This is a genomic window from Lactobacillus sp. MRS-253-APC-2B (assembly GCF_012843675.1).
In the GTDB taxonomy this organism is placed as follows: domain Bacteria; phylum Bacillota; class Bacilli; order Lactobacillales; family Lactobacillaceae; genus Limosilactobacillus; species Limosilactobacillus pulli.
Map to the genome: position 1 here is coordinate 25,198 of NZ_JABAFO010000014.1, position 22,436 is coordinate 47,633.

The 22,436-nt window shown below is 47.5% G+C and carries 19 protein-coding genes and 1 other RNA gene; 10 read left to right on the plus strand and 10 right to left on the minus strand.

What is annotated here, in order from left to right:
- The first annotated feature begins 73 nt into the window (after positions 1-73).
- Positions 74-952 (plus strand): ROK family protein, encoded by an 879-nt coding sequence (locus HF864_RS07330; protein WP_169462340.1) that lies wholly within the window; start codon positions 74-76, stop codon positions 950-952.
- Positions 953-1,109: 157 nt separating this feature from the next.
- Here the strand turns inward: HF864_RS07330 and HF864_RS07335 are convergent, their stop codons facing one another.
- The 8 genes from HF864_RS07335 to mvk all read right to left on the minus strand — a co-directional run bounded on the left by HF864_RS07335 (position 1,110) and on the right by mvk (position 8,943).
- Positions 1,110-1,775 carry an ABC transporter permease gene (locus HF864_RS07335; protein ID WP_169462341.1) on the minus strand — a complete coding sequence of 222 codons (666 nt, stop codon included), beginning with the start codon at positions 1,773-1,775 and terminating at the stop codon, positions 1,110-1,112.
- Entirely contained in the window at positions 1,775-2,716 is a 942-nt protein-coding gene (locus HF864_RS07340) for an osmoprotectant ABC transporter substrate-binding protein (protein ID WP_169462358.1), read from the minus strand. The genes HF864_RS07335 and HF864_RS07340 overlap by 1 nt, the downstream gene beginning before the upstream one ends.
- The gene (locus HF864_RS07345; protein ID WP_169462342.1) at positions 2,706-3,356 is read right to left on the minus strand and encodes an ABC transporter permease; all 651 of its coding nucleotides are present in this window, start codon (positions 3,354-3,356) and stop codon (positions 2,706-2,708) included. The genes HF864_RS07340 and HF864_RS07345 overlap by 11 nt, the downstream gene beginning before the upstream one ends.
- Positions 3,356-4,555: an ABC transporter ATP-binding protein gene (locus HF864_RS07350; protein ID WP_169462343.1), complete on the minus strand. Its 1,200-nt coding sequence runs from the start codon at positions 4,553-4,555 to the stop codon at positions 3,356-3,358. The genes HF864_RS07345 and HF864_RS07350 overlap by 1 nt, the downstream gene beginning before the upstream one ends.
- Positions 4,556-4,775: 220 nt before the next feature.
- Positions 4,776-5,813 carry a type 2 isopentenyl-diphosphate Delta-isomerase gene (gene fni, locus HF864_RS07355; protein ID WP_169462344.1) on the minus strand — a complete coding sequence of 346 codons (1,038 nt, stop codon included), beginning with the start codon at positions 5,811-5,813 and terminating at the stop codon, positions 4,776-4,778.
- 72 nt (positions 5,814-5,885) lie between these two features.
- Positions 5,886-6,989 carry a phosphomevalonate kinase gene (locus HF864_RS07360; protein ID WP_169462345.1) on the minus strand — a complete coding sequence of 368 codons (1,104 nt, stop codon included), beginning with the start codon at positions 6,987-6,989 and terminating at the stop codon, positions 5,886-5,888.
- 26 nt (positions 6,990-7,015) lie between these two features.
- A complete protein-coding gene (gene mvaD / locus HF864_RS07365; protein WP_169462346.1) occupies positions 7,016-7,996 on the minus strand; it encodes a diphosphomevalonate decarboxylase in 981 nt (326 codons plus the stop codon).
- Entirely contained in the window at positions 7,993-8,943 is a 951-nt protein-coding gene (mvk, locus tag HF864_RS07370; RefSeq protein WP_240936895.1) for a mevalonate kinase, read from the minus strand. The genes mvaD and mvk overlap by 4 nt, the downstream gene beginning before the upstream one ends.
- Before the next feature lie 223 nt (positions 8,944-9,166).
- On the opposite strand from mvk, the gene HF864_RS07375 reads away from it, so the two are divergent.
- The 6 genes from HF864_RS07375 to HF864_RS07400 all read left to right on the plus strand — a co-directional run bounded on the left by HF864_RS07375 (position 9,167) and on the right by HF864_RS07400 (position 17,361).
- Positions 9,167-12,010 (plus strand): helicase C-terminal domain-containing protein, encoded by a 2,844-nt coding sequence (locus HF864_RS07375; protein ID WP_169462348.1) that lies wholly within the window; start codon positions 9,167-9,169, stop codon positions 12,008-12,010.
- A 51-nt stretch (positions 12,011-12,061) separates the two neighbouring features.
- Positions 12,062-12,580, plus strand: coding sequence for a DUF5590 domain-containing protein (locus tag HF864_RS07380; RefSeq protein WP_169462349.1), 519 nt, complete (start codon positions 12,062-12,064; stop codon positions 12,578-12,580).
- 24 nt (positions 12,581-12,604) lie between these two features.
- Positions 12,605-13,903, plus strand: a complete 1,299-nt coding sequence (gene asnS, locus HF864_RS07385) for an asparagine--tRNA ligase (protein ID WP_169462350.1) — start codon at positions 12,605-12,607, stop codon at positions 13,901-13,903.
- Between the two features lie 177 nt (positions 13,904-14,080).
- Positions 14,081-14,782 carry a DnaD domain protein gene (locus HF864_RS07390; protein ID WP_169462351.1) on the plus strand — a complete coding sequence of 234 codons (702 nt, stop codon included), beginning with the start codon at positions 14,081-14,083 and terminating at the stop codon, positions 14,780-14,782.
- 491 nt (positions 14,783-15,273) lie between these two features.
- Entirely contained in the window at positions 15,274-16,281 is a 1,008-nt protein-coding gene (locus tag HF864_RS07395; RefSeq protein ID WP_169462352.1) for a DUF1002 domain-containing protein, read from the plus strand.
- Positions 16,282-16,428: 147 nt separating this feature from the next.
- Positions 16,429-17,361 (plus strand): DMT family transporter, encoded by a 933-nt coding sequence (locus HF864_RS07400; protein ID WP_169462353.1) that lies wholly within the window; start codon positions 16,429-16,431, stop codon positions 17,359-17,361.
- A 65-nt stretch (positions 17,362-17,426) separates the two neighbouring features.
- On the opposite strand, the gene HF864_RS07405 is transcribed toward HF864_RS07400, so the two are convergent.
- Together HF864_RS07405 and recU are read right to left on the minus strand one after the other, a co-directional pair.
- Complete coding sequence (locus tag HF864_RS07405; RefSeq protein WP_169462354.1) at positions 17,427-19,685, minus strand: PBP1A family penicillin-binding protein; 2,259 nt, start codon at positions 19,683-19,685, stop codon at positions 17,427-17,429.
- A 17-nt stretch (positions 19,686-19,702) separates the two neighbouring features.
- Positions 19,703-20,320: a Holliday junction resolvase RecU gene (gene recU / locus HF864_RS07410; RefSeq protein WP_169462355.1), complete on the minus strand. Its 618-nt coding sequence runs from the start codon at positions 20,318-20,320 to the stop codon at positions 19,703-19,705.
- 96 nt (positions 20,321-20,416) lie between these two features.
- On the opposite strand from recU, the gene HF864_RS07415 reads away from it, so the two are divergent.
- From HF864_RS07415 to rnpB, 3 genes are all read left to right on the plus strand, one after another.
- On the plus strand, positions 20,417-20,995 hold the full coding sequence (locus HF864_RS07415) for a DUF1273 domain-containing protein (protein WP_169462356.1): 579 nt from the start codon (positions 20,417-20,419) through the stop codon (positions 20,993-20,995).
- Positions 20,996-21,082: 87 nt separating this feature from the next.
- Complete coding sequence (gpsB, locus tag HF864_RS07420) at positions 21,083-21,442, plus strand: cell division regulator GpsB (RefSeq protein ID WP_205882323.1); 360 nt, start codon at positions 21,083-21,085, stop codon at positions 21,440-21,442.
- A 30-nt stretch (positions 21,443-21,472) separates the two neighbouring features.
- An RNA gene (rnpB, locus tag HF864_RS07425) (RNase P RNA component class B) lies at positions 21,473-21,848 on the plus strand.
- Positions 21,849-22,436 lie beyond the last annotated feature (588 nt).

Here is a 22,436-nt window from a genome sequence, read left to right on the forward strand (position 1 = left end):
TTCAAGAAAGCGTTATATTGTTAAACGAATGACAAAAAAATAGAATCTTTTTAGCGAGTGAGGGATCAAATTCATGCTACTTGGCAGTATTGAAGCCGGCGGGACTAAGTTTGTCTGCGCTGTTGGCAATGAAAAATATGAAGTAATCGACAAGGCAATTTTTCCGACGATTGATCCGGCAACCACAATCGGTAACTGCATTGCATTCTTTAAAAAGTATCCGGAAATGCAGGCAATGAGTGTTGCCAGTTTTGGCCCAATTGACATCGATAAGCATTCGGCCAAGTACGGCTACATTACCGATACGCCTAAAATCAAGTGGTCCAACTGTAATTTTGTTGGGATGCTCAAGCGTGGCCTGGGACAGAACCTGCCAATCTACTTTACGACCGATGTCAACGGCTCGGTTTACGGTGAATACATCAACTTAAAGGATCAGCTGCCCAAAGCTGACTTGGTCTACTACACGATTGGGACTGGTGTAGGTGCCGGTGCCATTCAGAATGGCCATTTTATTGGTGGCGTTGGCGCACCTGAAATGGGTCACGTTTTGGTTAAGCGGCATCCCGATGATTTAAACTTTACTGGCATCTGCCCATATCATGGTGACTGTTTGGAAGGGCTGCTGTGTGGTCCAACCTTTAAGGCACGGCTCGGCAAGCGTGGCGAGGACGTCAGCGATGATGATCACGTTTGGGACATCATGGCTTATTATGCAGCTCAGGCAGTCATGCAGGTAACATCGATTCTGCGGCCAGCACGGGTAATCTTTGGAGGCAGCGTTTCACGTCCTCACTTTATGGAAAAGGTACGTGTCCAATTTAAGCAGCTCTACAACGATTATCTGGAAGTCGGTGATCTGGATGAATACATCACCAACCCAAGTGTTCCTGGCAATGGTTCGGCAACGCTTGGCAACTTTGCTTTAGCAGAAAAACTGCTTAATAAATAATCAGTTACATAGAATCGCGATGCAGCAACCGCCATTGTGATTCTTTTATTTTGGCCGAAAAAAAGTGAATGCAGAAATTTCCCAGGAAATATCAAAGACCACAAAATAGGGTCCAGCTTGCATATTGGCAGCTGGACCCTAAATTATTGATATTTAATTAATCAGCTTTTTTAGCGGTGTGGGGTGCCAACTTATGCTGAACCCAGCCAAGTACCCAGTCGGTAATGATAGCCATCAAAGCGGTTGGCAAAGCACCAGCCAAGATAATGGCCCCGCCGTTGGTTGCGTTGGTCCCCCGAATGATGATGTCACCCAGACCACCGGCACCAACGAATGAACCGATTGCCGTAATTCCAATGGCAACAACCAAGGCATTACGAATCCCGGCCATAATAACGGAAACCGAAAGCGGCATCTCAACCATGGTTAAAAGCTGCCACTTGGTCATTCCAAGCCCACGACCGGCATCCAGCGATACGGGACTAACACTGTCGAGACCAGCCGCCGTGTTTTTGATGATTGGCAGCAATGAGTATAGAAAATTAGCTACGATAACCGTCTGCGTGCCTAGCCCCAAGACCAGCATCAGCATTGAAACCATGGCTAAAGAAGGGATGGTTTGAATAATGTTGGCAATACTGATGATTGGACCATTCAGATGATGATGACGCGAGATCAGGATACCAAGCGGAATGCCGACTACGGCTGCCAGTAAAACGCCGTAGACCGAAATGGCAAAGTGATGATTGAACTGCTGCAGAACATAGGTACCATTATGCCCAAGATAGTACCAGAACTGCTGCCAAAGACTCAGACCTTTCATCAGTTGTCGCCTCCTTCAAAGTAGTGGTGCTTAACCAGGAAACGATGCGCAACCGTGGCCGGCTCCAACAGCTCGTCATCGGACTGGTAGTTGAGCTCTTGCATGGTTGAAAGACTGATCTTGCCATCCAGCCGATGCAGAACCTTCTTTAGGTGTGGATCGTGACGAATAATAACGCCTCTAACGACTAATGAACAGTTGTAGGGTGGGAAGAAATGCAGATTGTCTTTTAAAATCTTAAGGTTATAGCTGCGAATTCGTCCATCAGTTGAGTAACCTAAAATGACCTGCATTTTTCCCTGCTCAGCCGCATCATAGACCAATCCGATCTGCATTGGATAGACGCGCTTGAATTTAAAACCGTAAACCTTGGCAAAATCGTTATAGCCGTCGCCTTTACGATTCATCCAGGAACTGTCGACCCCGGCTGTCAATTGACTGGCAACCGGTTTTAAGTCGCCCACCGTATTAAGACTGTATTTCTTGGCATTGGCATGCGTCACCATAAAGGCATAGGTGTCGGCAAAGCCATATGATGGATAGCGAATCTCGTCATAGCGTTCCTTTAACAAACGATCAACGGTACGGGTTGCCTTTTTAGGATCTTTTTGGGCTGGCATCCCCAAAGTCCCTGTCAGGTCAGTGCCAGTATAGCTGGTTGCCATGATATCGGCATCATTGTTTTGTAATGCCTTATGTGAAACCGATGAGCTTCCCAGGTTGCTGACCATCTTGACCTTGTAATTGGTATCGTGTTCAATCAAGTCCTTGAGCATGTAGCCCATGATTTGAGATTCAGTTGAGCTTTGGGTTGCAATCCGCAGTGTTTTGGGCTTGTGGTAGGTGGATTCGCTTGACGAGCTGCTGCAGCCGCCAATCCCGATCATCAGGGTTAGAACGCTTAAAAATAGGGCGCCCAGCCTGAGTTTTTTACTCTTGATCATCAGCCACACCCCCTCGACTCGTCACTGGTGTGAGTTTGCGCTCAACGATTCCTAACAGCCAGTCGGCAAGCAGGGCCAAGATGGTAACTGGAATCGTACCACCCATAATCAAATCAGGCTCATAAAGGTCCAGCCCATTAAAGATAAAGTCCCCTAAACCGCCAGCTCCGATGTAGGATGCCAGCGTTGACCAGGCAATTACATAGACGGCGGCCAGCCGAATTCCGGCCATGATGACGGGCAGGGCCAAGGGGAGTTCGACCATCCGAATCGACTCCCAGTTGGTCATCCCCATTCCCTTGGCACTGTCAATCAAAGTTGGATCGACATCTTCCATGCCGGCATAAGTGTTGCGCAGAATTGGCAGCAGCGAATAAATAAATAGGGCAACGATTGCCGGCTTTACACCAATTCCCAAAATTGGAATCATTAGAGCCAGCAGTGCCAAAGAAGGAATGGTTTGCAGCATGCTGGCAAGACCAATCACCAATTTGGCAATTTTTTTACAACGGGTTAAAGCAATTCCCAGTGGTACCGCAACAATGATTCCCAAAGCAAGCGAAACTGCAGAGATATAGATCTGCTCCCATGTTTTGACGATCAGCTCGGTACCATGTGCTTGCAAGAAAGCCATCATTATTGCTCACCTGCCTCTTGTTGAACGTCGTCTTGCTTATGGGACGGCCGAGGATCCTCAGTGGTTCCCCAAACGGCATCATAGATCACGTCAACCAGTGCGGATCTGGTAATGATGCCTTTTAAGTGCTCTTGTTCGTCAACGACGGGAACGTATTCCCAGTTACGCTCCAAAAGCGGCTCCGTAATCATTTGCAGTCGCTCGGATTCATGAATCTTAACCGGGACGGGATGCTTCATATCATCGACTATCAGTTGTGTCTGCTGTTGTTGATTGTGCAGTGTCTTGAGGTCCAAAATACCGGTCAGATGATTATCATCATCAACCACCATCAGACTGTCAACGTGGTGTTCGTGCATTTCTGATAAGGCATCGCCAAGAGTTTGTTGAGCGTGAATCTTGATTGGATTAGGCCGCATAATCTCTTCGGCCGTCAAGTGGTTGACCTTGGCCTGGTGCAGCCGATCCGGCCCAATCAGATTGGCAACGAACTCATTGGCTGGGTGCGTTAAGACATCATCAGGCGCAGCGTTTTGGACGATGTGCCCAAGGTCCATGACGACGATGCGATCGGCCAGACGAATAGCCTCATCCATATCGTGCGTAACCATGATGATAGTGCGTCCCATTTCCTCTTGCAGCCGTTTAACCAGTCGCTGCAAGGCTTCACGCGTTAGTGGGTCCAAGGCACCAAACGGTTCGTCCATTAAGATGATCTGCTGGTCGGCAGCTAAAGCGCGAATAACCCCAATCCGCTGCTGCTGACCACCTGAAAGCTCAGAAGGGTAGCGATCCAGAAAATCTTCTGGCAACTCGACCATTTTGATCAGTTCTTTTGCCCGCGCATCGCGTTTTTCCTTGGGCCATTTCAATAATTTAGGTACCAGGGTAATGTTGTCACGAATCGTCATGTGTGGCATCAGACCGATATTTTGAATCACATAGCCAATGCTGCGGCGCAATTCGATTGGATCAATATCATGGATGTTTTTGCCATCAACGAAAATATCGCCACTGGTTGGTGTCAGCATACTGTTGATCATTCGCAGCGTCGTCGTCTTGCCCCCGCCAGATGTTCCAATGAAGCAGACGAATTCACCACGCTCGATCCGCAGATTAATGTTTTCAACTGCCACCTTGCCTCCTGGATAGATCTTGGAGACGTTCTTAAATTCGACCATTGGTGGTTTAGCAGCCATATGCATCATCCTCCTTACAGTCAAAAATTAGAATTTCCCAGTCAAATAATTAGGAATCCCTCACTATTCTTAGTATAGGAGCGATACGTTGAATTGTCATTACTTAAAAAACGTCCACTTGTCGCGCAAGTGAACGTTTTCAAGAAAATATCCGGTAAAAATAGTTAATTAAATAGGGGATTTTTATTCTAATAAGTCAAAATAGTATTTTGTAACTAGGTTATAAGCCACGTTGAGTTGCATAGCTGATCAACTCAGGACTTAAAACCACCTCGGCCTGAGTCAGCTCGGCAAAATTATGACAGCCCAGCAGTGTCAACAGACGTGCGATGGTTTCTTGCCAGATCGTCAGCTCACGGTCAAGGGCATCGTCGCCTTCATTCAGCAACGTGTGCAGAAAATGGCCAGCCACGCCAACTGCACTGGCCCCCAGCGCACCAGCTTTGATGACGTCGAGTGGGGAGGTGATGCCGCCAGAAGCAACAATTGCGACATCTGGATGCTTAACGGATCGAGCTTCCAAAAGCGATTCCGGCGTTGTTTGTCCCCAATCGTTGAGCATTGAAAGATCAAATTCATGATTGCGTCGATTTTCGATCGCGGCAAAGTTGGTACCACCGCGCCCGCTGACATTAATGTATTTGACGCCAAGGTCTTGCAATAAAGCAACTGTTGTTTTATCCATGCCAAAACCGACTTCTTTAACGATAACCGGGACACCGAGACCATCAACCAGCTGTTTAATACGGTCATGCCAGAAAAATTCACGATCTCCTTCCGGCATAACCAGCTCTTGGGCAGTATTTAGATGAATCTCGATCGCATCGGCATTTAGGATGTTGATGGCTTCTTTTGCCTGGTCAATGTTGACGCCGGCGCCAACATTGGCAATTACCGGTTCAGTCGGCATTTTTTCCCGGACAATGGCAAATGAGTCTCTGGCGTTAGAATCCTTTAAGGCCACGCTTAAAGATCCGGTGGCCATTGCCAGGCCATGCCGGTGTGCCAAAATTGCCAGCCGCTCGTTGATCTTGGCTGTCTGCCTGCTGCCACCGGTCATGGCTTCAATATAAAAAGGTGCATTCAAAGACAGATTACCTAGGCTGACCTTTTGATCGACCTGACTCAGGGCCATTTCCGGCAGACTGTGGTGAATCAGTCGGACCTGATCAAAGGGATGACTGGCGTGGGATTGCTGGTAGAGCTTTTCGGCCAGTGAGACGTGCTCATTTTTACGTTGCGCTTGCAGCGATTCCATAGAATCCTCCTTGGTAGGGTGCATAAAATTCGCGCGTCACGAAACTGCGGCGCGCGAGCTGAATTATTTTGACTATTTGATCTTTAGCTTGTAGCGGCGAATTGAATCGACAAAATGTACCGCTAATGGCAGCTGCTCGATTTTTTTATTCTGCCAAGCCGCTAAGAGACCATCCAGATCGGCATGACCATCAATCGCCACGATGCCGCAGTCGCCGCCGCCAGCACCGGAAGTCTTGGCCGCGCCACCGAAATCCTCGGCAATTCGGCACAGTTCATGCAGAATCGGCGTTTCAATCTGAACGCCCGAATTGGCCCCCAGATTTTTCAACAGATCGCGATTTTTGCGGATCTCACGCTTGATTACATCCAGATCAGCATGATGAAAGCCTTCGATCATGCGCTGAATGCAGGCCTTGCTTTCTTCCAGAAAATGGTGATACTTATCCTGCTGGCGGGCCTTAAACAAAGAGATTTTGTCGACCAGCCGCGAAGTTGAGGCCGGGCTGCCAGTCCAGCCGATCAAAAGCTGCAGGTTGGCTGGGGCAGTCAGTGATTCAATTTTTAGATCTGGCCATGGCAGTTCCAACAGCGTCGGCAGATCCAGGTATTGGCGCTGTTCAGCCAGCCACTGCCGATCAAACGAGTGGTACGCGATCCAACCGCCATATACCGAAGCTGCCACATCCCCCAATGAGCCATTGCCTTGGACAGCGAAATGAGCGATCGCAGCCAGCTTAAAGAGTTTGTCCTTGTTAACCGGCAGATCATAAAAAAGACACAGTGCCTTGACCGTGGCAACTGTAACCGCGGCTGAGGAGCCCAGACCATATTTCTTGCCATTGGCCGAATCGAGTTGACTGTCAATATAGATGTCGTAGATCTGCAGCTGACGATCCAGACTGCGCGCATATTCTTCGGTGACGCTGATGGCGGAAAGAATGTAGGCAAATGGGTTATCACGCTGATCAACGACCATCTTATCGCCTTGCCGCCGCCAGAGCAGGGAGTTTTCGTGGTACTGTTCGCTGATGATTCGTCCCGTATCGGCAGGACTGACTTTGATCGAACAGGTAACAAACTGGTTTAATGCAACCAGAATTGCTGGGTAGCCATTTTCGACGACGGCATATTCACCGGCAATATAAAGTTTGCCAGGAGCTTTTGCAGTAATCAATTTTCCATATTCCTCTCAATATTGGTTTATTCTTGATCCAATAAGACTGTTCCTGGTCCAGGCTGGGACACGATCAGATTGTCGGCGCCGAACAGTGGGGACAGGGCAGCTTGAATTTTATTACGGTCAGCCCGATCGTAAATGACTTTCACGTTCGGACCCGCATCCATCGTATAATAACAGTTTGTACCATTGGCGCGCAAGTCATCAACTACATGCATAGCCTTGAGCGTTGCATCATTGAAGTATGTAAAACCAGGATCAGCTGCCAGATTCAATGCATGCATGCGCAGCGCGTTGGTTTGAGCAATATGGCCAATCTCATTGATGTCGTGCTTGTCAATGGCTTGCTTGATCTTTTGCATATCAGCTGCCACGACTTCTCGCCAGGCTGGATAGTAAGGGGAGGTTTCAACGACATGCTGCATGCCCAGCGTGCTGGAAACCTTTTTTTGCTCGGTATTTAATAAGATTGCCATCATTTCAATTGGAAAATCAACTTCTTCCATGATGGGCTCTGCATATGAGGTCAGATCATCGATGCCGCGATGCCATTCAACCAGTCCTCCAAAAATTGAGCGCGTGGCTGAGCCAGATCCGCGCCGGGCCAGCCGTGACAGATCACGGCGCGACATGTTTAAACCAGCAGCAGTACTGGCGGCCGTGGCCAAGGCAGCAAAGGCTGAAGCTGAACTGGCCAGACCGGCTGCCATAGGAACATGGTTTTCTGATTCGACACGCGCTGCCAGATCGATATGACTCATTTTTCGAACCAGGTCCAAGACTTTTTGTACTTTTTTAAGTCCTTTGCCATTAATACCTTGACCATCAATGATCAGCTCATCGTGGTCCAGACGATTGGAAAATTCAACTCTTGTATCGGCATAAAATTCGCTCAGGGTCAATGAGAGACTGTCGGTTTGCGGCAGCATCAGCTCACTATCGCGTTTTCCCCAGTATTTGACCAATGCGATGTTGGTATGCGCACGGGCAGTGGCACTTGTCATTCTTCATCCCCCTTTGCCAGTGGCTGAATCCAGGTTGCAACGGCGCCATGATCCTTTAGAATCCCGGCCAGCCTGCGCGCACCCAGGGCAGTTTTGGTTAGAGCAAACATACAGCCACCACGACCACCACCAGTGAGTTTAGCACCAAGAGCACCGTTTTGCCGCGCGATGCGAATCAGATGGTCAAGCGACTCATCGCTGACGTTGAGCTCAGAAAGTTCATCTTGAGCCAGGTTCAAGACTCTTCCCAGTTCATCGGCATCATCTCTGCTTAGCAGCTGCTGAGTACGTTTTGTCAACTGTCCCAGGTGTTCTAAGCGATTCTGCGTCGTCTGCGGTTCGGTAGCCAGCAATTCTCTGACCGCCATAATGGCTTCTTTGGTGGCACCTTTGACACCAGTATCGGCAATGACCATCGTAGCATGCAAGTTGAGCTCAATTGGCTGGCCGGGCTGTCCCTTGACAAAATAGATTGGCTGATCAGAGCTGGTCGTAGCCGCATCCAAACCGCTGGGACTGCGATGGGTGATCTGTTCTTCAACATCAGCCAGTTTCAGTAACGTCTGACGATCCAATGGTACCTCGTATAAATCAAAAAAGGCCCGTACGATGGCAATGGCAGTGGCGGCCGAAGATCCCATGCCGCGTTCACTTGGCAGCATGCTCTCGATCTCCAGAGTCCAGCCATCGTCTTGACCATCGAAACGTTCCATCAGGGTGCTGATTAATTTTTGAATGCCTGCCATGGATTCGGGCAGACTGGTTAAATTTCCTTGGGCCCAACTGCTTTTGACAACATGACTTGATGTTGTTGCATCAGCAGTGAGCGTTGCCTTAAGTTGGACGTTGGGCAGTGGCAGTGCGATTGCCGGCTGACCATAGACAACGCTGTGTTCGCCAATCAAGATGATCTTGGCGTGACTTTCCCCAATACCTTGCTGTTTCAATCTGAAACCTACTTTCTTCAAAAATGTTTCTCTATCCATCTTAACCTAATCTAGGGATGGCTGAAAGAATTTTATATTTTCTTAAACATAATCTGGCAAAAACGTTAATAATTTTAGACTTCTTACGAATTTTTGGCAATGATTCAAACATGCGACAATGGTCAAGATGACAAATGAATAGTATTATGGTGGTGAGAAATATAACGAAGCACGGTGAAGACAAGTGAAAAAACAGTCAAACACGCGCGAGCCGATCTATTCGGTCGTTGACTTGGAAACTACCGGTACCAGTGTCAAGCATGGCGATCGGATTATCCAGATTGGCTGCGTGCTGGTTCAGGCAGGCCAGATTATCAATCAGTTTGAAACCAAAATCAATCCACGAACCAAGATTCCCCACACCATCGAACAGCTGACGGGGATTACCAATGCCGACGTGCACGATGCACCGTGGTTTGATGACGTAGCAGATACGTTGGAGAGCCTGCTGAGCGATACGATTTTTGTCGCGCATAACGTCAATTTTGATTTTCCGTTTTTAAATGCCGAATTTGAGCGTGCCGGGCATCATGCTTTGGCAATCCCGGCTATTGATACGGTGACGCTGGCTCAGATTCTGCTGCCGACTGCCAAAAGCTTTCGGCTGCGCGATTTGAGTACCTATCTTGAGATTGAACACGATCAGCCGCACAGTGCCGCTAGCGATGCCGAGGCTACGGCAGTGCTTTTGATCGATCTTTTGAAAAAGGCTCATAAGCTGCCAACCTTGACCTTAAACAGTTTGGTTAAAATGAAGCTGCAATTGCCAAAGCAGACTGCAATGATTTTTGACCAAGAGCTGGAAAAAAGGCGTCACCATCCTCAACCACTCAGCAGCGATCTATACGTTGCCAACGGCTTGGTGCTTCATAAATCACGGCCGGCAGCAACGCCATTGGCACGAGACAAGAATAGCTACCCGGTAACCAAAAAGGCCAAAGAGAAAATGTTTGGCAATCATCTGCAGTTTCGGGTTGCCCAGTCCAAGATGATGAACAGCATCTATAATCATTATGCTCACGACTCGCAAAAGCCGATGATCATCGAGGCTGGTACTGGGGTAGGGAAGACTTTAGGGTATCTATTGCCGATGGTCTATCAGGCTTATCCGGATCGGCAGGTAGTTGTTTCAACGGCAACCAATCTCCAGCTGCAGCAGATTACACAAAAGTCAATGCCCCAGCTTAATGCAATTTTGCCATTTACGGTTGCCAGCGTGGTCGTAAAAGGCAACGATCATTATCTGGACCTGGCTAAGTTTGCCCATTCGCTGAGTATTGTTGAGGACTCCAAACTCGTTCAGTTGCTTAAGGCTCGGATTTTAGTATGGCTTTTGCAGACAACCAGTGGCGATATGGATGAATTGAACTTAAATGCGCAGCAGTCGCCTTATTTTACAGAGATTCGCCATCATGGGCTGAGAACCTTGAATCCGGATAATCCGTTCATTAAAGATGATTTTTTGGTACGACGCAACCGCCAGCTGCAGCATGCAACGGTTATAATTACCAACCATGCCTATTTAGCCGCCCATGCAGCCGAGTTCAGCCAAGGAACGCTGCAGCCATATCTAGTGGTTGACGAGGCCCAGCATCTGAGCAGCAGCATCTTGAAAAAGGCACGGCAAACCGTGGACTTTCAGCGTTTAACAACGGCAGCGCATGTTTTGGAAAGCCTGGTTAAAGAGGGCAGCGATCGTAATTTGATTGATGTTTTTGCACAATTGCCATTGGGCAGCTATAACGTTGAGCTGCTTCAAGGTGATCTGCAGCAGCTTGATCAATCAATTCTGGACTTCCAAGAGGCACTCTATCGCAGTTTTATGATGAACTCTGTTGGTGAGGATGATCAAATCATCGAGCAGGTTATCAGCAATGAGCGACTGTATGCGCTTTTGGATGCAGCTGGTCCGGTTATGATGAATCTTGAGCAGGCATTGGCCAGCGTGCAGCTGCATTTCTCGGCGCTTGCCCATCTTTTTGACTCGCGCAGTGACAGTTGGCTGGTCAGTGATCGTTATTTGATGAGTCAGTTTGCCACGCAGTTAGCTGCCTTAAATGTAGCTGATGAGGTGCTGCATGAATACGTGCGGGTACTGGATCAAAACAGCACGGCAGCCGTTTTCTGGTTGACGGTGCAACAGTCGCATGAGCGCAGCACGATGAAACTCAGTGGCGGACTTTTAAGCGCCAGTCACTATTTAAGCGAGCAGGTTTATCCATACTTTCAGCCAGCATTGTTTGTTGGGGCAACGCTGTTTACGTCCAAGCGTTCCAATTATCTATATCAGCAGCTGGATCTGAATCGTGATGACGTTAAGGTCAAGCACTTCAAGTCGCCGTTCAACTATCAGCAAAACAGCCGGCTGTTGATTGCCAAGGATGCGCCAATGCCTGCCGATGCCGATAACAGCGAATATATTCATTATCTTAGCCAGACCATCTACCGCTTGGCCAATGAGACTCAGTGCCAGACCATGATCCTGTTTAATTCACTGGTAACGGTCGAACAAGTCTACAGTCAGCTGCGCAGCACGGATCTGTTTAATCAGCGCGACATTTTGGCCCAAGGGATTACCGGCAATCGCGAAAAGCTCTTGAAACAATTTGCCACTGGTGAAAATTCGGTCTTGTTGGGAGCAGCCAGTTTTTGGGAAGGAATTGACTTGCCAAATAGTCAGCTGCAGCTTTTGATTATTACCAGATTGCCGTTTGATTCGCCTCAAGAAATCCTTAATCGTGCCCAAAGCAGTCTTCTTAAGGAAAAAGGCATCAACCCGTTCTATCACTTGGAGCTGCCCAAGGCGACGATGCGGATGCGCCAAGGAATCGGTCGGCTGCTACGGACGCCGGATGACTATGGCGTGGCCGTCGTCTTGGATCCACGCTTGAGTGAGCGGCGCTATGGCAAGACGATTCTGCATGCATTGCCAGAGATGATGCCCGTAGCTGAGATTGAGACCGCTGCAGTGATCGAAGAAACAAAAAAATTCTTAAAAAACCATGAACGAGCCACGCAGCGCCAATAGATTTTGTTATAATGCAAGAGATACTGAATTGAATTAGGAAGGAAGGCCGCTATGCAAAGTCGCCGCGAGGTACAAAGAGAACGCAGTCGTGGAGCATCGAAGCGGGTGATTCGTGATCTGCTGATTCTGATTATCCTAATTTTTTTGGTTGGCTGGAGCATCTATGCTGTCGGTAATCATCCCAAGGCTGAGGCGGAAAGGCAGGCAACCTCAATTGCCAAGCGCTATGCCAATTTAAAGACCCGGACCGGTTTTTACATCTACAATCGCGAGAATACCTATTACACGGTTGCGGGCAAAAACAACAAGGGCCAAAAGATTTTGGTCATCGTGCCGCAGAAAAACGGCTCAGTACGGATCGTCAAGCAAAGCACGGGATTAACCGAACAGCAGGCACTTGCCCAGGTTAAGAGCAATGAGCATCCTAAAAAAGTGCTCAAGGCCGTACCGGGGATCTTTAACGACAAGGTAGTCTGGGAAGTTACCTACCTTAATCAAAAGGGTAATCTCTGCTATGACCTGATCAACTTTAAGACGGGCAGCTTTGTGCAACAGATCAACAATTTATAGTTACATTGTTTGGAGGAATTTTTTGTGGAAATCATCAACATTATTGATGCACCAAAACACGTCAATGAACGCGTAAAAATCGGTGTCTGGCTGACTGACAAGCGTTCCAGTGGTAAGATCGCTTTTCTGCAGCTGCGTGACGGGACGGCATTTTTCCAAGGCATTTTGCGGAAAAACGACGTAACGCCAGAAGTATTTGACATGGCCCGTCATGAGCTGCGCCAAGAAAGCAGCTTCTGGGTTACGGGTGAGATTCATGAGGATGCCCGTTCCAAGTTTGGCTACGAGATCCAAATCGAAGACATCGAACTGATTGGTCAAAGCGTTGACTATCCAATCGGCAACAAGGAACACGGGGTTGACTTTTTGTTTGACCACCGTCACCTGTGGCTGCGCTCCAGCAAGCCTCATGCATTGATGCGGATTCGTGACCGTGTGATTCGCGCCAACTACGAATTCTTCGGTGAACATGGCTTTACCAAGATCGATGCCCCAATTCTGACGGCCAATGCTCCAGAAGGTACGACCGATTTGTTTAAGACCAAGTACTTTGATCGTGACGCTTATCTTTCCCAATCTGGTCAGCTTTATGAAGAAGCCGGCGCACTGGCATTTGACAAGGTCTACAGTTTTGGTCCGGTCTTCCGTGCCGAAAAGTCCAAGACGCGCCGTCACCTGATCGAATTTTGGATGATTGAACCAGAAATGGCCTTTATGCATCAAGAAGAAAGTCTGCAGCTGCAAGAAGAATACGTTGCCTACCTGATCAAGGCCGTAATCAAGGACTGCAGCCGCGAACTTGAAGTCGTTGGTCGTGACCCTAAGACGCTGGAACCATTTACGCAGACGCCATACCCACGCATCAGCTATGATGAAGCAATCAAGCTTTTGCAAGACGCCGGCATGGACGTTAAGTGGGGCGATGACTTTGGTTCCCCAGAAGAAACTTACTTGGCCAACCACTTCAGCAAGCCGGTCTTTGTTTTGAACTATCCTAAGTCAATCAAGCCATTCTACATGAAGGGCCACCCAACGCGTGACGACGTTTATGTCTGTGCCGACTTGCTGGCTCCAGAAGGCTATGGTGAGATTATCGGGGGATCGGAACGTGAAACCAACTATGACACGCTGGTTGAGTCAGCTAAAGAAGCAGGCCTAAACATTGACGACTATCAATGGTACTTTGACCTGCGCAAATACGGTACGGTGCCACACAGCGGCTTTGGTCTGGGTCTGGAACGTTTCTTGACCTGGATCTGCCTGCAAGAACACCTGCGCGAGGTTATCCCATTCCCTCGTCTGCTGAACCGGATCTACCCATAGTCAGCAGATAAACCAAACAATAAAAGATCGATGGCAGTTTGGTCATCGATCTTTTTGATTTAGTGGTTTTTAGGGTAGGCGCTTGAAAAACAATTTGGTGTCACAAATTTGAGACTTGTACAACCGGCTTTGATTATTCTAAAATGGTTCATGCACGAATAAAAAAGGGGGATGCTTATGGCAGCGCAGGATTTTTTGTTTTCCTATCTGCAGGCCGGCGAAACGTCAATCAGCAATCTTTTGCTTCATCACTACCGCGAGATTGGAATGACCAGTGGCGAGCTGCTGGTTTATCTGGAACTAAAGTCCTACATTGATCGGGGTATTGAAAATCCAAGCATCACCTGGATTGCGGAAAATCTGCAGACCGATGAGCGCATCGTTTATGAACAGATTCACCAGATGACTGAACATCAATTGCTGGTCCAGCGAATGAAGCGGGATGAAGAAGGCAAGGAAACGGCCTATTATGACTTTTCGCCGATGATCAATCGCCTGGTTGGTCGCGATGGGCAGATCAAGTCGCAGCAGACGACGGTTAAAAAAGCTACGGCACGTGAAAAGCTGTTTAAAGAGATTGAAAGTGAGTTTGGCCGCCCGCTGACGCCAATGGAGATTACCTATGTTAATGACTGGCTGGATAAGGATCACTATGATCTTGAAATGGTACGACTGGCGCTTAAAGAAGCAGTCGTCAACGGCTCTTTGCGATTCCGCTACATGGACTCGATTCTGCTGAACTGGCGTAAAAATAATCTCAAGACGCCTCAAGAAGTTGAGCAGGATAAGCAACGCTACCAAAGTCGCCAGATCCAGCAAGGACATCAGTCAAAACGACCGATTCCCAATATTCCGATTTTTAAGCTGCCTGATGACTAGACCAAATCCCCAAAAACATGTCAAAAAATCAAATCGGCACCAATTTAGATATCTTAGAATTCTTGATTTTAATTATGCCTGTCCATCCCGTGACTTTAGTCATGGGATGGATAGGCATACTATGATATAATACTTATAGATAGTAATTGACTTAGTAACTGCATCACTAAGAACCAAAGTGAGCGATTACAGCATTATAAGACTGACTATCTAACAACTATTGAGATATATTGTCCCTATGGCAACCTGGGGACATAAAAGGCATTGGTAATTAGATGATCACTGCTCAAGCGACTGTGGCTGTTTGAGTAAATCGTCCGTATCTATGCAAATTATGGTTCAGACACTCAATATTGGGGTGTCTGCTCACAAGCCATCTACTTTAGCCGATGGTGGTTGACATACTTAAGTTTTGGCTAAGGACGCGCTTTTAGGCAATCAATCAAGGTATAATATCAGATGTAAATAATCAGAAAGGCGGTTTGCTAAAGATGAACAAACCAATTAAAATGCTGGCCGGCTTGATGCTGGCAGTAACGCTTGCTGGTGTGGCCACGATGGCGGCTCCAGCAGTCGTATCCGCTGACACGACGACCGAGCAGTCAAGCTCGTCATCTTCTACGGCAACGCACACCTTGAGTAATTCCTACGTGGTTTATGGTGCCGGTGCGCCTCAAAGCGTTTATGATCAGTTAAACTCTGTGATGGGTGTTGACTCATCATTTAAAAAACTGACGGCCACGGCCAGCGACTATGCTAAATATATCGGCAATGGTACGACGACCGATGCCGCGATGATCAGTTCAGTGGCAATTGCACCAACTGATCCGGGCAGTGGGGTCAAGGTCAATATTAAGAAATACGATGGCCAAAGCAATATTACCGAGGTTACGGCTCAGCAATACGCGATGGTTGCGCAAATGGCTGGGGTAACCGACATTACGATTGTCGTTACTGCTAATCGGGCCGTCTCTGGTGAATCGGCTCTGACAGGGGTCTACAAGGCTTTTGAAGCTGATGGTCATCAATTAAACAGTCAAAATACGGCAGCTGCCAACTCCGTGCTGGATGCAACTCAGTCGGCCATTGATGCCAACAAGGATGATTCGTCTTATCCAGGCAAGCTGATGGCTGCAGTCGGTGATACATCCAAGCAGATTGCCCAGCAAAAACAAAGCAGTGGTGAGCTGGCAACCAAGGCTGATATTCAGGAAATGCTGAACAAGGCACTGGAAAAACGGGGAATTGCCGATCAGACGACAACGACGCAGCAAGAAAAGATTGCCAGTGCGCTGGTCAACTTCCAAAACTCGCCAATCTCGTCAAGCAAGACCTACGTTACCAATGTTACCAACACGATCAACAACGTTAAGAACTCTACTGGCAACCTGATGAATAAGGCCAAGAACTGGGCCAACAGCAAGGCTGGTAAGGAAACAGTCAAAGAAGCCCAAAGCTGGATTGCCAAGTTTATCGATTGGGTTAAGAGCTTCTTTTAAACTTAATAAAATTAAGCAAACCGTCCATGAAACTTTCATGAACGGTTTTTTTAAGCTGAAAAAAGCATTTTACCGGAAGAATTTATGCAAAAATGATAAAATATTTTTTATTGTGATTTGAAATAATTAATAGATGGGATCTTTATTATGAGTAAACAAAAAAATGTCGTTAAAGGAATGCTGTGGGCAGGAACCGCCTCCATCAGCTGGGGTGTCTCCGGTACGGTTCTGCAGCTGATCTCGCAAAATCTTGCCATTCCAGCACATTGGATGCTTTCGATGCGAACCTCGGCAGCCGGGATCATTTTGCTGGTTATCAGCGCCATTCTTTATCGTGGTAAGATTTTTAACGTCTTTAAGTCTTGGCCATCAGTAATTTCGCTGTTTAGCTATGCGATCTTTGGCTTGATGGCTAACCTTTATACGTTTTATTACTCCGTCCAAACTGGGAATGCGTCAATGGCAACCATCCTGCAGTATCTGTCACCGTTATTTATTGTTTTTGGTGGTTGGATCTTTCAGCGTGCCCGACCATTAAAAAGCGACTTACTGTCGTTTGTTATTGCCATGGTGGGCGTCTTTTTATGTCTGACCAAAGGGAATTTTGGTCACTTAGCCATTCCAATGAACTCGTTTTTATGGGGACTGGGCTCTGGCATCACGGCAGCCTTTTACGTTGTATTGCCGCAAAAAGCCGCTGAGGAGAATTCGCCACTGATTGTTCTAGGATGGGGAACCGCTATTGCCGGCTTATTGTTTAATCTGTATCAGCCATTTTGGGTTAACCCGCCACACGTTACCGTGACGCTGGTGGCTTCGGTTTCAACAGTCGTCTTGTTTGGGACGATCATTCCATTTGGGATGCTGATGCATGCAACCAAGTTTGCGCCATCAGATGTGGTTAGCATCATGGACGCGCTTCAGCCAATTGTAACTGCCATTTTAAGCGTAATTTTCTTTAAAGAATGGATGAACTGGATTGAGATTGCCGGCATCGTCTTGGTGATCTTGGCCATCTACATTTTGCAAAATGGTCGGCGCAAGGGGTACATTGAAAAAGACTATGATCTGCATTATTAGTAATAAAAAAGGCGATCAGCTCGCAATGAAGCTGATCGCCTTTTAGTTTGTTCAGAAGTTAAATATTACTGTCCAGTGGCAGCTGGCTGTTGAGCCGGCTGTTGCTGCTGGGAAGCAGAGCTTGATGCTGCCGGTGCTGAGCTAGCTGCACTGGCAGCACTTGATGAGCTTTCGCTAGAAGAACTAGCAGCGCTGGAACTGGAGCTGGAAGGTCTGGATTCCGAACTCGAATCAGATGCTGAAGATTCAGATTTGGAATGAGAACTGGAACTAGCAGAACTGCTGGAGCTGGATGACAAGGCCGAGCTGCTGGTTACGCCTAGAGCCCATTTAGAATCTTTAATAACCAGCTGACGAGTACCGTTTACCGTAACGGCTTCAACCGTGCTTGGCATTGACCAGTTGGTGGCGTGATTCTTACTGTCAAGATACTGCATCAGATTCTTGTAGAGCAGCTGGGCCGTGTTTTGGTAGGCTTTGGTAATCCCGCTGCCGGCCTGCATTGGGTGATCATAGCCAGTCCAGATTGCAATTGAGTAGTTCTTAGTGTAGCCGGCCATCCATGAGTCCATTTCACCATCGGGATGGCTAGTGGTTGGGTAGTCCGTCGAACCGGTCTTGCCGGCTTGGTAGACGCCAGAAAGGTTAGCCTTAGTGGCACTCCCTTGACCGGTAAAGACGCCTTTGAGCATGTCAGTGATCATGTAGGCGGTCGCTTTGCTCATAGCCCGCTTGCCGCTTGGCGAGTAGGTAATGGTATTACCATCCTGCGTAGTGATTGAGTTGATGTAGTATGGCTTGTAGTAGGTACCGCCGTTGGCAAAGGCCGCGTAGGCAGCAGCGATCTGCAGTGGCGATACATAGATGCCAATCCCGTTTTGCAGCGTGTAGGCTTTGGATTGCGAAATACCCACACCTTTGAGGAACTTGGTAGCTCGCGAGATGCCGACTGTTTGCAGCGTTCGAATGGCAGGAACGTTTCTGGATTGAACCAGAGCCTCGCGCATTGTCATCGTACCCTTGTATTGATTGTCAAAGTCGTGCAGAACCTTGTTGGTACCAGGGTAGACAAACTTGGTATCTTCGACGGACTTATAGGTTGGCCACTTGAGATATTGGATAGCTGGGCCGTAGTCCATCAAAGGCTTCACAGTCGAACCAGAGGAACGGTCAGTCTGAACGGCACGGTTAAGACCGTAGACGACGTTGCCGGTCTTGCGGCCCCCCAGCATTGCGATGATCTGACCATTGTTTGGATCAACGACGGCAACCCCAGTCTGCATCTTGTCGCTTTGGAAGGCTACCGAGTTGTTAGCGGCATTGTACAGGTGCTTTTGGGCGCTCAAGTCAAGATTGGTGTGCACCTTTAAGCCGTCCGTGTAAGGGTTGTATCCCTTAGCCTCCAGCTGCGACAGAACTTCCTTGACATAGGAATCAACTACTTTTTCCTTGACCTGGACGGAATTATCGGACGTGTTGCCATGATCAGGGTCAAGACCGTCTTTGATGCTGACTTTCTTAGCGGCATCGGCCTGACTTTGTGAAATGTACTTGCTGCGCACCATTGCATCCAGCACCTGATTGCGTCGTTGCGTTGCGTACTTGGTATTGCCGGTTGTTGGGTTGTAGTAGGTTGGCGACTGTGGAATCCCCGCCAGCATTGCCAACTGTGCCAAACTAAGTTCATTTAGATCCTTGCCATAATAGTATTGAGCAGCCGTCTTCATACCATAGACCCCATTGCCCATGTAGACTTTATTGATATAAAAGCCTAGGATCTGGGACTTGGAGAAATGGCGCTCAACGTTAATGGCCAGCCACGCTTCTTGGGCCTTGCGCTTCAGCGTCCGATCGGCATCTGAAGTTGAGAATACCGAAAGCTTGACCAACTGCTGGGTTAAGGTACTCCCACCTTGCATGCCGCTTGAACGATGGGTGATATCAGCTACGGCAGCCCCCATGATGCGGACTGGATCGACCCCATGGTGCTTGTAGAAGCGACGGTCTTCAATCGCGACGACCGCGTCCTTTAAAGTGCTGGGGATCTCACTGTTGGAGGCATATTCACGCTTTTGTGCACCTAAGCGTGAGATGACGTTGTTGTTGGCGTCATAAATCGTGGTGGTAGTCTGACTGGCCAGTTCACTGCGACTGATCTTGGGCGCGCTGGATGCATAATAGAAGAATACGCATGCCCCAGCAACGACCGCGAGAACGAACAGTCCTAAAATCCACAGCAGCACGCGCTTGACGATGCTGCCGCGACCAGCCTTTTTCTTGCCGGGTCGCTGACTGGCACGACTCGGCCTTGCTTGGTTGTTCATTGCTTACTCCTTTAAAATTATTGCTTCTTGGCGGCAATCAGCTGATCAACTGCAGCCAGGTAATGCAGCCGTGGCTTTAGACCATACTGGACAGGATAGCCGTCTTGAATAATAGCGGTCAAGGGAATGGATTTGCGCCCACCATGCAGCTGCTTTTGCCAATGCTCAAACAGGCTGGTAGCGGGCAATACATACATTTGATCGAGTTCGACGAATCTGATCAAAGCAAAGCAGATTCCACCTTGGTCAACGCACTCATGCATGTGACGAATTTGGTGCTCATGAAAGTTCTTTAAAGGAAAAGAAGTTTTATTGCGGGTTTCCTTGGCGTCAAAATCAATGTACCATCCTTTATAGATACCATTGTAGTCGGTCGTTGAAGGCTGCTTGAAGTAGGCTTCTCTGATAACGGCCGCGCTCCGCTTGGGATAGTCGACCTTAACCAGCTGGACTGGTGTCGGTTTTTTATGAATCACGGCAATATGGTTTGCCAGGTAATACTGATTGCTGGCATTGATTTCAGCTTCCAATGACATCCCACGCTGAGCATAGGTCGAATGCAGTGCAACGGATCGATGCTGCGTTCGTTCGTGAACAGCGAGCGGCTTTTGACCACTTGGATAATGAATGCTCATCAGTTTTTCCTCCCTTAACTAGGTGTTATTATACCAGAGTACGAAAAAAACCGGTTAAATCCATTCAAAAAATTAGAAAGGGGTATCAATTTTGTAATGAAAAGATTGTGGACGACAGGCTATCGTGCATATGAGCTTGGTGTTTTTGACGAGCAAAAGGATCCCAAGGTAGCTGTGATCAAAGCGGTCCTACAAAAAGAGCTGCGCAGGCAACTTGAGAATACGACCGAAGAATTTTGGTTGATTACTGGACCGCAGATGGGCGTTGAACGTTGGAGCATCGAAAGCGCACTGATGTTGCAAAGCGATTTTCCCCAGCTAAAAATTGCCTTGATGGAACCTTACGCCGATTTTTCAATTCGCTGGAACGAAAATAATCAGGCTAGATTGGCAGCTGTCAAGTCGCAGGTTGATTTTGTCGGCAAGGTTAGCAAAAAAAAGTATGAATCACCTGAGCAATTGCGTGCGTACCAGAATTTTATGCTTTATTATACAGACAGCGCCCTATTGATCTATGACCCCGAGCGTGAGGGAAAAACGATCTGGGACTGGCGCGCGATCAATCGCTACCGGGAACAAAACAAAGACTATGCATTGCGAATGATTGACTTTGATGAGCTGCAGGAAGCCGCTGAAGAATACAGTGAACGACTGCGCGAGAACAGTGAAGCATAAAAAGCAAAATTGGCTCTTGAAAAATTTTTTGAGTCTGGTAGAATTAACTAATGTGTTACGGATTAATTAAGCAATGAGGTGTTTAAGTTGGATGGCATTAAGTTTACCCCGCAGGATATCCTGCAAAAACAGTTCAAAGAAAAGAGCATCGGTAAAGGCTACGACGTTTCCGATGTTGATTCTTTCCTCGATGATGTTATCAAGGACTACGACACTTTTAATAAAGAAATCGCACGTCTTCAAGATGAAAACGATCGTCTGAAGGCTAAGGTCGATGAGCTTAACCGTCAAGTGGAGGTTGGTTCGTCCATGCCACGTTCGGCAAGCTCACAGCCCGTTTCAAATGCAACCAACATGGACATCTTGAAGCGGCTTTCGAATCTGGAACGGCGGGTGTTTGGTTCTCAATTGAACAGCAACGACCGTGATGATTCTCATTTGCTCTAGTCCGCAAATAAAATTGATTTAAATAATGCAGGTCTTGGGCGATCGGGCATGATCATGCATCATGTCAGGAAGGTCCATGCTCGCACAGACTGAGATGTCTGTAGTGTTTGTGCTCGCTGAAAAAATAAGGCGGGGCACCGATCTGATCGGTGACGGCGGGAAAACCGGCTAAGGCGTAAGCTATGCCCCAGTATCCCTGAAAAGTGCCACAGTGACGAAGCAGTATTGGAAACAGTGCTGGTGGAACGCGGTAAACCCCTCAAGCGGTAAACCCAAACTACGGTAGGGGAGCTTTGGATAGCGAATTGAAGCGATTCCAGGGGAGAGTTTTTACTCTGAGATAGATGATTGCCTCGACGTTGTTATGACCTGGTGACAATGTTACGACAAAACATGGCCTACAGAGATTTGCATTACAGGTGCCCGAGTTATGCTCGGGTTTTTTTATTACCATTAAATGCAACCGCTTTCAAAAACACTGATAGTTCCTGCGGCTGTGTTTTGATAGGCTGAGTTGAAAAGCGAGACTGCCCATGATTGATCAGGTGATGGTTTGTCTTGATAATGATCAAAAGCTGAGCAAGCGACCGGTTTTTAATTGATCACACCCAAGCTTGAATTATGGAGCGATGTATTTTTATAAATGGAACGAACCAAATTGATTAAAAAGCCTTAATTTAATATGAACGATAAAAAAACAGCGATTGTCAAAATTACAATTAGCCGAACACATATTGACAAGAAAAACACTTTTTTGAAACAATTCGCTAAATTTGTATTAGATATATTAATAATATGCTACAGATTTAACTAAGTTCGTGTTGTTGAAAGCGCTAAGTAGATTTATACTTTAATTAGTAAAAGCAGTAAACGAAATTTCATTTTTGAAAAGGGTCGTTAATTAATTCTTTCTAATAGGCAGATTGTAAAATTTAAGTTGAACATTTAAGTGGACAGAAAAACCCATCAAGGTCTTTAATGGTGTTACCGTACA